This window comes from Streptomyces sp. NPDC101132 (assembly GCF_044759225.1).
Lineage (GTDB): Bacteria > Actinomycetota > Actinomycetes > Streptomycetales > Streptomycetaceae > Streptomyces.
On sequence record NZ_JBIVYX010000016.1, the window covers coordinates 107,034 to 118,946 of the forward strand.

Here is an 11,913-nt window from a genome sequence, read left to right on the forward strand (position 1 = left end):
TCAGGCGGGGCGGTGGCCCCGTCTCAGGACCCTGCGGCCTCGGGGTGGGTCTCGGTCTTCAGCGTCCAGTACTCCCCCAGGCACACGTCCGGCAGGGGCGGGAAGCGGTGGCCCCGCACGTCGGTGCTCCAGTGGTGTTCGCCGCCGCAGTCGCATTCGTAGATCCCGCTGGCCGGCACGATCTCGCCCGGGTGCCACGACGTCTTGTCCTCGTTCATGCCCCCAGCTCTACGCCTGGTCGCTCCGCACCGCGACCCGGGGCCGGACGGACCCGCCCGGGCGGGCCGGGCAGGTGCGGATACGACGGGACGGCATGGGTAGCCGCGTCCCCGCAGGTACGCGACGCGAAGGGAGAGGCGTGCCATGGACGAGGTGCCCCAGGGCGGTGCGGGAGGCGTGCCGCTCGACGACGACAGCCAGGAGAGCCGGCGCAGGCGGCCCGGGCCCCCGCACGTGCGGGAGCCGGAGCGGACGGCGGCGGACCGGGCGCGGTCCCGCGGCACCGCGGGCGGCGACGGCGAGGGCGGGGACGCCCTGACCCCGAGCCCCGAGGCGCAGGAGGAGACGGCGCGGAAGGGCAAGGACCGCGGCGCCCACTGAGCGCTCCCCGGCCTCCGCGGGCCGGGAAACGGATGGGGGCCGCACGGTGCGGTGCGGGTCGTGACGCCCGTTCCGCTCCGTGCGGCCCTTTTCCCCGGTCAGGGTCTTGGTCCGGGGCCGGCCGGGCCGGCCCCGGGGGTGGTTCAGTGACCGGCGATGAGCTCCAGCGTGTCGATCACGCGGTTCGAGAAGCCCCACTCGTTGTCGTACCAGGCGACGACCTTGACGTGGCGGCCCTCGACGCGGGTGAGCTCCGAGTCGAAGATCGACGAGTGCGGGTTGCCGACGATGTCGGCGGAGACCAGCGCGTCCTCCGAGTACTCCAGGACGCCGGCGAGCGGGCCCTGCGCGGCGGTGCGGTAGGCCTCGAGGACGTCCTCGCGGGTGACGTCGCGGGCGACCGTGGTGTTCAGCTCGACGATCGAGCCGACCGGTACGGGGACCCGGATGGAGTCGCCCGACAGCTTGCCGTCGAGGTTCGGCAGCACCAGACCGATGGCCTTCGCGGCGCCCGTGGTGGTCGGCACGATGTTGACGCCGGCGGCGCGGGCGCGGCGGGGGTCGCGGTGCGGGCCGTCCTGCAGGTTCTGCTCCTGCGTGTAGGCGTGCACCGTCGTCATGAAGCCGTGCTCGATGCCCGCGAGCTCGTCGAGGACCGCGGCCAGCGGGGCGAGGGCGTTGGTGGTGCACGACGCGTTGGAGACGATCGTGTGCACCTCGGGGTCGTACGTGTCGCTGTTCACGCCGTACGCGAGGGTGACGTCCGCACCGTCCGACGGGGCGCTGACCAGGACCTTCTTGGCACCCGCGGTGATGTGGGCGCGGGCGGCGGTCGCGGAGGTGAAGCGGCCGGTGGCCTCCAGCACGATGTCGACGCCGAGCTCGGCCCAGGGCAGCTGCGCCGGCTCGCGCTCCGCGAGGACCTTGATCCGGCGGCCGTCCACGACGAGGGTGTCGCCGTCGACCGTCACCGGGCGGCCGAGGCGGCCGGAGGTGCTGTCGTAGGCGAGCAGCCGCGCGAGGGCGGTGGGCTCGGTCAGGTCGTTCACCGCGACGATCTCGAGCTTGCTGTCGCGCTCGAGCAGGGCGCGGAGGACGTTGCGGCCGATGCGGCCGAATCCGTTGATGGCGATGCGAGTCATGGTGTGTCCCTCCGTGTTCGAGATCAGGTTCGCCGGTACGGGACGGTCATGACAGCGGCGTGATTGCCACGGTCCGCAAGGATCGCGCCAGGACCGCGGGGCGCGGGGGTGCCCCGCGGCGGCCCGGCCGAGGCCCCGGGGTCACTCCCCGCGGGTGAAGGTGCGCCGGTACTCGCTCGGCGTGGTCCGCAGGATGTGCTGGAAGTGCAGCCGGAGGTTGGAGCCGGTGCCGAGGCCGACGTCCGCGGCGATCTGCTCGACGCTGCGCTCGGACCGTTCCAGCAGCTCGCGGGCGAGGTCGATGCGGGCACGCATCACCCACTGCATCGGCGTGTAGCCGGTGTCCTCGGCGAAGCGCCGGGAGAAGGTGCGCGGCGAGACCGCCGCGTGCCGGGCCAGGTCCTGGAGGGTGAGGGGGTCGCCGAGCCGGTGAAGGGCCCACTCGCGGGTCGCGGCGAACCGCTCGCCGAGCGGTTCGGGCACGCTGCGCGGTACGTACTGCGCCTGGCCGCCGCTGCGGTAGGGCGCCGCCACGAGCCGGCGGGCGGCGTGGTTCGACGCCGCGATGCCCAGGTCGCGGCGCAGGACGTGCAGGCACAGGTCGATGCCGGAGGCCGCGCCGGCCGAGGTGAGGACGCTGCCCTCGTCGACGAAGAGGACGTTCTCGTCGACCCGTACCAGCGGCCGCTTCTCGGCGAGCGCCCGCGTGTAGTGCCAGTGCGTCGTGGCGCGCTTGCCGTCGAGCAGGCCGGTGGCGGCGAGCGCGAAGGCGCCCGTGGAGATGCCCGCCAGGCGCGCGCCGCGCTCGTGCGCGGCGACCAGCGCGTCGAGGACGGCCCCCGGCGGGTCGTCGCGGTCGGGGAACCGGTAGCCGGGGACGAAGACGGTTTCGGCCCAGGCCAGTGCCTCCAGACCGTGCGCGACCGCGTACGACAGACCGTCGCCGCCGGTCACCAGCCCGGGCTCCGCGCCGCAGACCCGTACCTCGTACGGCATGCTCGCGCGGGTCGTGAAGACCTGGGCCGGGATGCCGACGTCGAGGGGTTTGGCTCCGTCGAGGACGAGGACGGCGACACGGTGCGGGTGGGAGGCTGACACGCAGGGAAGGTTACGTGGTGCCGTCGTGCGGCCCGGACCCCCTGGCTCACGGGTTCCCGCCGCCCCGATCTTCCGGCCCGCCCTCCCGGGCCGGTCGGGGTAGGGGATCATGGCGGGGCGAGAGCGGGGCGAGAACGGAAGTCGAGAACGGGGCGAGGCGGGCATTGACGGAGACGGAGATGGAGGGAGTCACCCTCACCAGCCTCGTGCGGGAGCCCGTGGAGGGGCAGAGCGGCGCGCTCTGGCGGCTGCGGCGCCGTACCCGCCAGCTCGACGCGAACGTGGTCCGCTTCCCCGCCGGGCACGCGGTCGCCGCCCACACGGAGACCGAGGTCGACGTCCTGGTGGTGGTGGTCGCCGGGGGCGGCACGCTCACCGTCGGCGGCACGGCCCGTGAGCTGCGGCCCGGGATGGTGGTCCTGGTGCCCCGGGGCAAGGCCCGGGGCATCGGCGCCGGACCGGACGGGCTGACGCTCCTCACCGCGCACCGCCGGCGCACCGGTCTGCGCATCGGCCGGCGCTCGCCGGCACGGTCCGGCCCTCCGGAGTGCGCCGTGCACCTCGTCTGCGGAAGCTGCCACCGGCACGCCATCGAGGTGGACGCGCGCTACTGCAGCGCCTGCGGTACGCCGCTGCCGGAGCGCCGCGCGGCGGGCTGAGGCGCCTCGCGGGCCGGTGGTCGTGCGCCCGCACGGTCACAGGCTCCTGTCAAGACACGAGATCCAGGGGCATGACGCGGGGGCGGCGACGGGGCGTACTGGAAGCACCCCTTCCGCTCCACCAGAGGAGAACACCATGACCCGCCCCTTCCGCCCCCACCGCTTCGTCCTCTTCGCGGCCTCGACCGCGATCGCCGCCGGCGGTGTGCTGGTCCCCGCGACCGCCTTCGCCGCCACCCCCGCGGCCGCGCACACGGTCGTGACGGACGCCGGCGACGACGGCAAGTCCACCCTGTTCCTGCGGACGAACGAGAAACACATCATCATCGACCCCGGCGACGGCTCGGGCACGCACCACGACCAGGGCAAGAAGCACGACGGGAAGAAGCACCCCGGGAAGAAGGGCAAGCGGCCCCACAACCCGGACCGCATCAACGCGCCGAAGAACCCCGAGTGGCAGTGCATCACCGCGCCGTGCGGTCCGCCGCCCGGCCCGGAATCGGACGGCGGCGGCATCGGCGACCCCGTGCCGCACAATCCCGCGGTCGCCCCGGTGGCCCCGAACGTCGCCCAGTAGGTGCCGCTCCCGCCTTCCCGAGGCACAGCAGCCCGCACCCGGGTCGTCCCCGACGGCCCGGGTCCGGCGCGTGCCGCACGGCCGGCCGCATCCGGGCCCGGCGCGTCCCCGCCTAGGCCGTGCCCAGGTCGGTGCGGGCGCGGGCGTGGTGGTCGAGTACGGATCTCGTCGCCCCGAAGCCGCTCTCGTGGACCCACACGTGCGTGCACCCGGGGCACTGGAGGTGCAGGAGGCTGCCGGTGTGGGTGAGGAGGTACCGCCAGTGGTCGGCGCAGGTGCGGCCGGCCGTGCACGGCCCGCAGCCGCGCTCGTCGTCGCAGTTCGGGCAGGTCACCCAGGCCCGGCGGCCCGGGTCGGCCTGCGGGTCAAGCGGCAGCACGGCCACCGCCGGGGCGGCGCGGGAGGACTCCGGCCGCGACGAGGTCGTCGTACCGGCGCTGCTGCTCCGCGTCGAGGCCGGAGTACAGGAGGTCGTACGCCTCCTCCTCGCCGCGGAGCACCTCGACCGGGTCCCAGTCGGCGCCGAGCGCGGCGAGGATCTGGGCGCGGCGCTCGATCTCGTGCCCGGTGAAGTCGACGTCGAAGCCGGTCAGCGGTCTGCCGGGGCCGTCCGGGCGGTCGGGTCCTGGTATCGGGGCGTGGGGGGTCATGGCACAGGAAGTTAGGCAAACCTTCCTTTTCCGGTCAAGGGAGGGTGTGCGGTTTCACAGGCCGCCCGTGCCCGGCCGGGCGGGGGTGGGCAACGGCGTTGGCGTGCCGTGGCGGGCGGGGACGTGACCGCGGGAGGCCGGCCGGCCCTGGAGCAGGGCGCCCCGCCTGTGATGGGGTGGCGCCATGAACGACTTCGAGACGATCAAGGTGCCGGAACACCTGCACGGGTACCCGGGGGTGGCGTTCGGCGGCTACGTCGCCGGTGTACTGGCCGGGCGGGCGGCCGCGGGGACGGTACGGGTCGACTTCCGGCGCCCGGTGCCGACGGAGCAGCCGGTACGGCTGGCCGGCACCCCTGACGGCGGCTGCGCACTCACGGCCGACGAGGTGCTGCTGGCCACGGCGACCCCGGTCGCGGGCGCCGGCCCGGACGTACCCGGCGCGCCGTCCTGGGAGGAGGCGCGGACCGCGGCCGAGGCGTACCGGGCCGCGCCGCCGCCGGGGCAGGTCGACTGCTTCGGCTGCGGTCTGGACCGGACGCCCGACACCGGGCTGCGCCTGCACTGCGGTGTGGTGCCGGGCCGCGACCTGGTCGCCACCGCCTGGACGCCCGGCCGGGAGCTGGGCGGCGCGGACTCCCTGCTGCCGGACGAGTTGGTGTGGGGCGCGCTGGACTGCCCGGGCAACGCGGCCGGGCGCCTGCTGGACGGCCGGGGCGCCGGAGCGGTCACGGCTTCCCTGAGCGCCCGGCTGCTGCGTCCGGTCTCGGTGGGCACCGGCCTGGTCTCGTACGCGTGGCTGCTGTCCAGCTCGGGCCGCAAGTACGCCGTCGGCACGGCCCTGGCCACGGCGGACGGCGAACTGTGCGCCACAGCCGAGGCGTTGTGGGTGCAGCCGCGCACCTAGGCCCTGTCTTTCGGGTCCGGCCGGGCCCGGGTGCGCGCCCCCGTCCGGCAGCGGGCGGGGGCGCGCACCTTCCGGGAACCGGCCCGTACCGGCTCGCGTCACTCCACAGGTCCGCATGATCGACTTCTGCTGGAGGGCCCGCATGCCCGGCACGGCCGACCGCTACCTGTACCTCACCCGGCACGGGGAGGCCTCCGAGGACGAGACGGAGCTGACGGCGGCGGGCCGCCGTCAGGCCGCCCTGCTGGGCGAGCGCCTCCGCGGAGTTCCGCTGGCGGCGGTCCACCACGGGCCGCTCCCCCGGGCCGAGCAGACCGCGCGACTGGTCGGCGAACAGCTCGACGGCGTGCCGCTGCGGTGCAGCGCCGCCGCCGGCGACTACATCCCGTACCTCCCGGCCCACGAGGAACTGCCCGCGGAGACGGCCGGTGCCACGCTCGGGTTCCTGAACGGCTTCCCGGCCGAGGAGCGTGAGCAGGGCCCGGGGCTCGCCGCGGCGGCGCTCGCCGCGTTCACCGGCCCCGTCGCCGGCGCCGAGCCGCGCCACGAGCTCCTCGTCACGCACAACTTCCTCGTCGGCTGGCTCGTCCGGGCCGCCCTCGACGCGCCGAACTGGCGCTGGCTGGGCATCAACCACGCCAACGCGGCGCTGACGGTCATCCGCTACGCGCCCGGCCGGCCGCCGGCGGTCCTGCTGTTCAACGACACCGGGCACCTCCCCGCCGAGCTCCGCTGGACCGGCTTCCCGCCCGAGCTCCACGTCTGAGGCGCGCGCCCGCGCGGGGCAGTCCGGGGTGACTCCACGGCGGGGCCGTAGGGTCGTCGGCGGGGCCGGCAAGGAGCCGGGCCCGGACGAGGAGACGGTGTGAACGGGGCGCATGGCGTGGGCGGGACGGACGGCGTGGGCGGGACGGACGGCGTGGGCGGGACGGACGGCGTGGGCGGGACGGACGGCGTGGGCGCCGGGGACGGTGCGGCCGGCCTGCGGATCGCGGCCATCCGGACCGAGCGGCTGAACCTGGTGCCGCTCGCCGTGGAGCACGCGGAGGAGATGGCCGCGGTGCTCGGCGATCCGGCGCTGCACGATTTCACCGGCGGTGCCCCCTACTCCCCCGAAGCCCTGCGGGAGCGGTACGTCCGGCTGGTGGCCGGCTCCCCCGACCCCGCCGTGCTGTGGTGGAACTGGGTGGTCCGGGTCCGCGAGGAGGACCGCCTGGCCGGCACGGTGCAGGCCACGGTGGCCCTCGCCGGTCCGGGGGCCGAGTGCGCGGCCGAGGTCGCCTGGGTGGTCGGAACGCCGTGGCAGGGCCGCGGGATCGCCCGCGAGGCGGCCCGCGGGCTGGTGGCGTGGCTGCGCGAGCAGGGCGTGCGGACGGTCCGCGCCCACGTCCACCCCGACCACCACGCGTCGGCCGCCGTCGCCGCGGCCGCCGGCCTGGCGCCCACCCCTCACGTGCACGACGGCGAGATCAGATGGGAACTGCCCGGGGAGGCGTAGTCCGCGGGCCACGGCCAGGTGATGGTGCGTCAGACGGCCTCGCGGGACGCCCTCCTGGGCGTCCCGACCGCCCGGGCCAGGTCCGAGGTGGCGGGGAGGGCGTCCAGGCCCCGCCGGGCGACCGTGGCGAGGGTACGGGCGTCCTGGGGCGAGAGGTCGCGGCCGGCGTGGGTGGCACGGACCCAGGCGCCGTCGTCGTCCAGGGCGTCCAGCAGCCGGCTGCCGCGCGGGGTGGGATCCACCGGCGAGGACGTGCGCCGCGGCGTGCTGAGCCGGTCGACGAGGACCCCCACGGCCAGGACGGCGGCGACCACGCCGACCGCGACCCACGGCGCGCCGTCCTCGGCGACCGCCACACCGGTCCAGGCCGCGCCCCACAGGGCGGCCCACGCCTGAAGGGCCCAGTGGGCGCGCCGCTCGCCCGGGGGCAGCACGTAGCCGGGGCGGGTCAGCCCGTCGCGCCGCAGGCGGCCGCCGACCCAGCGCAGGCTCTCGGCGCGGGCCGCGGCGTCCCTCACCTGCCGCGCGTCGCGTCCCCTGCCGCCGCCGTTCCCGTACGCCTTCACCACCGCGGCCTCGACGGCATCACGCGGCCGGGCGCCGGGGGCGATACGGATCCCGTGCCGGCCGGTCGGGGTCAGCCGGCCGGAGAGCATGAGCGCGGCCATGGCCTCCTCCCGGCCCGGACGGGCCCGCGAAGCGGGAGTGTGCGTCCTCGCCGACCGGGTGGCAAGGGGGAGCCCCGGCCTGTGAAAGGCTGCGGGCGTGATGTGGAGCGCTGAGACGCCGTCGTGGCGGGACGTGGTGGAGGCCCTGCGGGAGGCCGCCCGGGCCGAGGAGAGCGTGCGGCTCGGCGACGGGGCGACCGACGCCGAGATGGACGGCTGGGGCGTCCCGGTGCCCGCGTCGGTCCGGGAGGTGTGCCGCCGGGCCGGCCTCCTCCAGGTCGGCGACCACGACGCGTTCGGCGCCCCGCACCCGGCCAACTCCGGCCGCCCGGGGGCCGGATGGCGGTGCGGCGAGCCCGGCACCTACCGGATCGTCCACACCAACGCGGGCGCCGAGACGTACTACGTGGACGTCGACCGCGAGACGGGGGCGTGGGGGCCGGTGTTCGGCTTCCGCGAGGGCCACGGTGCCGAGCTGGTCGCGCCGTCGTTCCAGCACTGGCTGGTCGGCGTGGCCGGTGTGGTCCGCTGCGCCGCCCGGTACGCGGAGCACTTCGGGGACTTCGCCACGGCCTTCCTGAACTGGTTCACCGGGGACTTCGCCGACGCCGGGGAGGAGTTCCCCGAGGACGCGCCGGAGGCGGTGGCGGCCGCGCGCGAGCCCGGGACCGTCGGGGTGATGACGGTGGCGGAGGCGCTGGCATCCGGCGATCCGGTACTCGTGGACGCCGGCTCCCGGCTGCCGGAGCGGGCGCTGCTGGCAGACCTGCGGACGGTCACCGGGCCGGCCGCGGTGCCGTTCGGGCGCAGCCCGGCGTGGCCGGGCGGGACGCCCGTCTACCAGCGGTTCCACGGGGGGCTGGTCCTGGCCGCGGTGGCCGCGGACTGACCGGCCGGGCGGTGCGCCCGGCCGGCCGGAGGATCACCCGGGGCGGGGGCGGGTCAGGCGTGGCTCACGATCTGCGTGACCACCCAGACCGCCCAGCCCAGCGGCAGGAGCGTGGCGTAGGCCTGCGGGCGCCGCAGCACCGGAGCGCCGGGGTCCAGCTGCGTGCGGCCGGGAGCGGGTTCCGACGGGAGCAGCTTGGCGTACTTCCGGTGGGCGTACAGGTTCCACAGGAGCGTGAACGGGTTGAAGAGCGCCAGGGACAGCGGCCCCCACCAGCCCAGGCAGAGCGCCCTGGTGGTCATCTGACGGACGACGGAGATCCCGCAGGTGCGGCAGAAGGGCCCGTCCAGGTGCTCGAAGCGCATCACGATGAGCAGGCCAAGGTGGGCCCGCACCTTCACGTTCGCGGCCTCCTGGGACCCGCACGCCCGGCAGGCGGTCGGCACGAAGAACCCGCCGGGGGCCGGAGCGGGGTGGCCGGCGGGTCCGGGGACGGGGTGACCGGCCTGCTGCGGAGCTGCGTAGCCGCCCTGGGGCGGGACGGCGTAGCCCTGCGGAGGGGCTGCGTAACCGCCCTGCGGTGGGGCGGCGTAGCCCTGCGGTGGGGCGGCGTAGCCCTGCGGTGGGGCGGCGGGTCCGCCGGGCGGGGCGGCGTAGGGGTTGCCGGGCGGGGGGACGTGGCCGGCGGGGTGGTGCGGTGTGGTCATGGGGAAACGTATCTCCGTGCGATGAGCGGGTGTTGAGCAGGCTCCCGGCGGAGGGCCCGGCCACGTACGGCGGCGCGGGCCGAGCCGCGTCGCCGGGTACGCGCGCCGGCACCGCGCCGGGAGCACGAAGGCCGTGACGATCTTGGCGGAGCGTTCGGTTCCCGTCGGAGGCGAACTGCCGTGCCGGCCGCTCCGCCGGCACCGGCCGGGGTGCATCACGGCATCCGCCCCGGGTAGCCGCCGGTCATGCACACTCACCGCGCGACGCACACGCACCGTGGAGCACCGAGGGGCCGCCGGAGCGGGCCGGGCCGCGTCCTGCGGGCCGTGGAACGGCTGGAGCGGTCGCCCGCCCCGGACGGCCTGATCGGCGGCGTGCGCAGGGCCGTGCGGGCACTGCCGCTGGGGGGCGTCCGCGACGTGCTGCACGGCGTCCCGCTCGGGCACCCGGTCCACCCGCTGCTCGTGCAGGTGCCCATCGGGGCCTGGCTGTCGGCCGCCGTGCTGGATCTGGTGCCCGGCGAGGCCCGCGGGGCGCGCACCCTCATCGGGGTGGGGCTGGCCTCGGCCGGGCCGGCCGCGCTCTCGGGATGGACGGACTGGGCGGAGCTGCCGCCCGAGCAGGCCCGCGTGGGACTGGTCCACGCCCTGTCGAACACCGGCGCCGTGACCCTGTACGCCGCCTCGCTCGCGCACCGCGTGCGCGGCCGGACCGGCCGCGGCAAGCTCCTCGCGCTGGCCGGGCTGGCCTGCGTCAGCGTGGGCGGGGCCCTCGGCGGGCACCTCGCGTACCGCCAGGCGGCCGGCGCGAACCACGCCGAGGCGGTGCCGCACCTGGTGGGGCCGGGCTGGCACCGGCTGGGCCCGGTGGCCGCCTTCCCGGCGGGCAGGGCCGTGCGGGCCGCCGTCGACGGGGTGGACGTGCTCGCGGTGCGCGGGGCCGGCGGAGAGGTGCGTGTCCTGGCCGACCGCTGCGCCCACATGGGCGGACCGCTGTCGGAGGGGGAGGTCGTGGACGGCTGCGTCCGCTGCCCGTGGCACGGGAGCGTCTTCCGGCTGGCCGACGGGTGGAACGTCCGCGGACCGGCGACGGCCCCGCAGCCGTCGTTCGAGACCCGCCTCGTGGACGGGTTCGTGGAGGCCCGGCTGCGCCGGGAGGCGTGAAGGGGCTTCCGGCGGGGGCGACTTGCATTCAGAGCTTGAAATAGGCTCCGCCCTCACCCCCTGCGGAAGAAGCGCAAATATGGCGTGAATTCCGGCCAATCACCTCTCCGGCAGGTTGCGGGATCGTTAAGAATCAATACCTTGACGGGGCTTCCGCGGCGGAGTTGACTGCCTCCACTTCGGCCACGAAAGACATGGCCCTTCGGAGAGGTTCCGCACGTGAACGCACATCGCCTTCGCATCGCCGTCGCCGTCTGCGCCGCCGCCGTGGGGGCAACCGCCCTCACCGGCTGCGGCTCGGACTCCGGCGGAGACGGGGACGACCGCACCGGCCGCCGTGCGATCAAGGTGGGCCTCCTCCTGCCCGAGACGGAGACGGCGCGCTACGAGCGGTTCGACAAGCCGCTGATCGAGAAGAAGGTCGACCGGATGACCTTCGGCAAGGGCAAGGTGGTCTACGCCAACGCCGAGGGTGACGCGGCCCGGCAGGACGGCCAGGTGAACGAGATGATCGCCGCCAAGGTCGACGTGCTGATCCTCGACCCGGTGAACGCGAAGTCGGTGGCCGGCGCGGTGAAGCGGGCGAAGGACGCCGGCATACCCGTGATCGCCTACGACCGCCTCGCGGAGGGCCCGGTCGACGTGTACACCTCGTTCGACAACGAGGACGTCGGCAAGGTGCAGGGCCAGGGGCTGCTGGACGCCCTCGGCGACAAGGCCGGCAGCGGCCGGGTCGTCATGATCAACGGAGCGGTCACCGATCCGAACGCGGCCGCGTTCAAGTCCGGGGCGCGCTCGGTCCTCGACGGCAAGGTGACGGTCGGCAAGGAGTACGACACCGCGGACTGGAAGCCGGAGAACGCCAAGGCCCACATGGAGTCCGCCCTCGCCGCGCTCGGCAAGGACTCCATCGTCGGCGTGTACTCGGCGAACGACGGCATGGCCGGCGGCGTCATCTCCGCCCTCAAGGCGGCCGGCGTGAGCCCGCTGCCCCCGGTGACCGGCCAGGACGCGGAACTGGCAGGCGTCCAGCGGATCGTCCTGGGCGAGCAGTACATGAGCGTCTACAAGCCGTACGTCAGCGAGGCGTCGGCCGCGGCGGAGCTGGCCGTCCTGCTCGCCGAGGGGCAGAAGTTCGACGGAATGATCAACCAGATGGTCGGCAGCGCGGGCGGCCGGCGCGTCCCGGCGGTGCTGGTGCCCGGCATCTCCGTGACCAGGGACACCGTGAAGAGCACGGTCGTCAGCGACGGCATCTACACGGTCGACGAGATCTGCACGACCCCGCGGCTCAAGGCCGCCTGCGCCCGGATCGGCCTGCAGTAACGGCCGGACCCACGCCCGTGGACCACCG

At 75.5% G+C, this 11,913-nt stretch carries 16 protein-coding genes; 9 read left to right on the forward strand and 7 right to left on the reverse strand.

The window, feature by feature from the left end; all coding sequences use genetic code 11:
• Nucleotides 1-23: 23 nt before the first annotated feature.
• Nucleotides 24-218, reverse strand: coding sequence for a hypothetical protein (locus ACIQUR_RS30085; RefSeq protein ID WP_403670941.1), 195 nt, complete (start codon nt 216-218; stop codon nt 24-26).
• 145 nt (nt 219-363) lie between these two features.
• Between ACIQUR_RS30085 and ACIQUR_RS30090 the strand changes: the two genes are divergently transcribed.
• Nucleotides 364-600: a hypothetical protein gene (locus ACIQUR_RS30090; protein ID WP_403670944.1), complete on the forward strand. Its 237-nt coding sequence runs from the start codon at nt 364-366 to the stop codon at nt 598-600.
• 143 nt (nt 601-743) lie between these two features.
• Here the strand turns inward: ACIQUR_RS30090 and gap are convergent, their stop codons facing one another.
• Entirely contained in the window at nt 744-1,742 is a 999-nt protein-coding gene (gene gap / locus ACIQUR_RS30095) for a type I glyceraldehyde-3-phosphate dehydrogenase (RefSeq protein ID WP_403670947.1), read from the reverse strand.
• 141 nt (nt 1,743-1,883) lie between these two features.
• Nucleotides 1,884-2,840: a GlxA family transcriptional regulator gene (locus ACIQUR_RS30100; protein ID WP_403670950.1), complete on the reverse strand. Its 957-nt coding sequence runs from the start codon at nt 2,838-2,840 to the stop codon at nt 1,884-1,886.
• 179 nt (nt 2,841-3,019) lie between these two features.
• On the opposite strand from ACIQUR_RS30100, the gene ACIQUR_RS30105 reads away from it, so the two are divergent.
• Together ACIQUR_RS30105 and ACIQUR_RS30110 are read left to right on the forward strand one after the other, a co-directional pair.
• The gene (locus tag ACIQUR_RS30105; protein ID WP_403670953.1) at nt 3,020-3,499 is read left to right on the forward strand and encodes a cupin domain-containing protein; all 480 of its coding nucleotides are present in this window, start codon (nt 3,020-3,022) and stop codon (nt 3,497-3,499) included.
• A 136-nt stretch (nt 3,500-3,635) separates the two neighbouring features.
• On the forward strand, nt 3,636-4,076 hold the full coding sequence (locus tag ACIQUR_RS30110; RefSeq protein WP_403670957.1) for a hypothetical protein: 441 nt from the start codon (nt 3,636-3,638) through the stop codon (nt 4,074-4,076).
• A 112-nt stretch (nt 4,077-4,188) separates the two neighbouring features.
• Here ACIQUR_RS30110 and ACIQUR_RS30115 read toward each other — a convergent pair whose 3' ends face one another.
• Together ACIQUR_RS30115 and ACIQUR_RS30120 are read right to left on the reverse strand one after the other, a co-directional pair.
• Nucleotides 4,189-4,455 carry a hypothetical protein gene (locus ACIQUR_RS30115; RefSeq protein ID WP_403670960.1) on the reverse strand — a complete coding sequence of 89 codons (267 nt, stop codon included), beginning with the start codon at nt 4,453-4,455 and terminating at the stop codon, nt 4,189-4,191.
• On the reverse strand, nt 4,442-4,726 hold the full coding sequence (locus ACIQUR_RS30120; protein ID WP_403670963.1) for a DUF6400 family protein: 285 nt from the start codon (nt 4,724-4,726) through the stop codon (nt 4,442-4,444). Before ACIQUR_RS30120 ends, ACIQUR_RS30115 begins: the two co-directional genes overlap by 14 nt.
• Before the next feature lie 184 nt (nt 4,727-4,910).
• Here ACIQUR_RS30120 and ACIQUR_RS30125 point away from each other — a divergent pair, with 184 nt between their 5' ends.
• The 3 genes from ACIQUR_RS30125 to ACIQUR_RS30135 all read left to right on the forward strand — a co-directional run bounded on the left by ACIQUR_RS30125 (nt 4,911) and on the right by ACIQUR_RS30135 (nt 7,131).
• A complete protein-coding gene (locus ACIQUR_RS30125; protein ID WP_403670966.1) occupies nt 4,911-5,633 on the forward strand; it encodes a PaaI family thioesterase in 723 nt (240 codons plus the stop codon).
• Nucleotides 5,634-5,775: 142 nt separating this feature from the next.
• Complete coding sequence (locus ACIQUR_RS30130) at nt 5,776-6,399, forward strand: histidine phosphatase family protein (protein WP_403670968.1); 624 nt, start codon at nt 5,776-5,778, stop codon at nt 6,397-6,399.
• Between the two features lie 189 nt (nt 6,400-6,588).
• Nucleotides 6,589-7,131: a GNAT family N-acetyltransferase gene (locus ACIQUR_RS30135; protein WP_403671136.1), complete on the forward strand. Its 543-nt coding sequence runs from the start codon at nt 6,589-6,591 to the stop codon at nt 7,129-7,131.
• Nucleotides 7,132-7,160: 29 nt separating this feature from the next.
• Here ACIQUR_RS30135 and ACIQUR_RS30140 read toward each other — a convergent pair whose 3' ends face one another.
• A complete protein-coding gene (locus ACIQUR_RS30140) occupies nt 7,161-7,799 on the reverse strand; it encodes a TIGR04222 domain-containing membrane protein (RefSeq protein WP_403670970.1) in 639 nt (212 codons plus the stop codon).
• A 97-nt stretch (nt 7,800-7,896) separates the two neighbouring features.
• On the opposite strand from ACIQUR_RS30140, the gene ACIQUR_RS30145 reads away from it, so the two are divergent.
• Nucleotides 7,897-8,688 (forward strand): hypothetical protein, encoded by a 792-nt coding sequence (locus ACIQUR_RS30145; RefSeq protein ID WP_403670973.1) that lies wholly within the window; start codon nt 7,897-7,899, stop codon nt 8,686-8,688.
• 53 nt (nt 8,689-8,741) lie between these two features.
• On the opposite strand, the gene ACIQUR_RS30150 is transcribed toward ACIQUR_RS30145, so the two are convergent.
• The gene (locus tag ACIQUR_RS30150) at nt 8,742-9,395 is read right to left on the reverse strand and encodes a hypothetical protein (RefSeq protein WP_403670976.1); all 654 of its coding nucleotides are present in this window, start codon (nt 9,393-9,395) and stop codon (nt 8,742-8,744) included.
• 246 nt (nt 9,396-9,641) lie between these two features.
• On the opposite strand from ACIQUR_RS30150, the gene ACIQUR_RS30155 reads away from it, so the two are divergent.
• Both ACIQUR_RS30155 and ACIQUR_RS30160 read left to right on the forward strand, forming a co-directional pair.
• A complete protein-coding gene (locus ACIQUR_RS30155; protein WP_403670979.1) occupies nt 9,642-10,559 on the forward strand; it encodes a Rieske 2Fe-2S domain-containing protein in 918 nt (305 codons plus the stop codon).
• Between the two features lie 219 nt (nt 10,560-10,778).
• Nucleotides 10,779-11,885 (forward strand): sugar ABC transporter substrate-binding protein, encoded by a 1,107-nt coding sequence (locus ACIQUR_RS30160; protein WP_403670982.1) that lies wholly within the window; start codon nt 10,779-10,781, stop codon nt 11,883-11,885.
• The last annotated feature ends 28 nt before the right edge of the window (nt 11,886-11,913 follow it).

Excerpts from the sequence above, each read along its gene's own strand:
- gap (WP_403670947.1), bottom strand. The coding sequence starts at position 1,742 with ATGACTCGCATCGCCATCAACGGATTCGGCCGCATCGGCCGCAACGTC.
- ACIQUR_RS30140 (WP_403670970.1), bottom strand. The coding sequence starts at position 7,799 with ATGGCCGCGCTCATGCTCTCCGGCCGGCTGACCCCGACCGGCCGGCAC.
- ACIQUR_RS30150 (WP_403670976.1), bottom strand. The coding sequence starts at position 9,395 with ATGACCACACCGCACCACCCCGCCGGCCACGTCCCCCCGCCCGGCAAC.
- ACIQUR_RS30120 (WP_403670963.1), bottom strand. The coding sequence starts at position 4,726 with ATGACCCCCCACGCCCCGATACCAGGACCCGACCGCCCGGACGGCCCC.
- ACIQUR_RS30090 (WP_403670944.1), top strand. The coding sequence starts at position 364 with ATGGACGAGGTGCCCCAGGGCGGTGCGGGAGGCGTGCCGCTCGACGAC.
- ACIQUR_RS30125 (WP_403670966.1), top strand. The coding sequence starts at position 4,911 with ATGAACGACTTCGAGACGATCAAGGTGCCGGAACACCTGCACGGGTAC.
- ACIQUR_RS30085 (WP_403670941.1), bottom strand. The coding sequence starts at position 218 with ATGAACGAGGACAAGACGTCGTGGCACCCGGGCGAGATCGTGCCGGCC.
- ACIQUR_RS30130 (WP_403670968.1), top strand. The coding sequence starts at position 5,776 with ATGCCCGGCACGGCCGACCGCTACCTGTACCTCACCCGGCACGGGGAG.
- ACIQUR_RS30110 (WP_403670957.1), top strand. The coding sequence starts at position 3,636 with ATGACCCGCCCCTTCCGCCCCCACCGCTTCGTCCTCTTCGCGGCCTCG.
- ACIQUR_RS30155 (WP_403670979.1), top strand. The coding sequence starts at position 9,642 with ATGCACACTCACCGCGCGACGCACACGCACCGTGGAGCACCGAGGGGC.
- ACIQUR_RS30105 (WP_403670953.1), top strand. The coding sequence starts at position 3,020 with ATGGAGGGAGTCACCCTCACCAGCCTCGTGCGGGAGCCCGTGGAGGGG.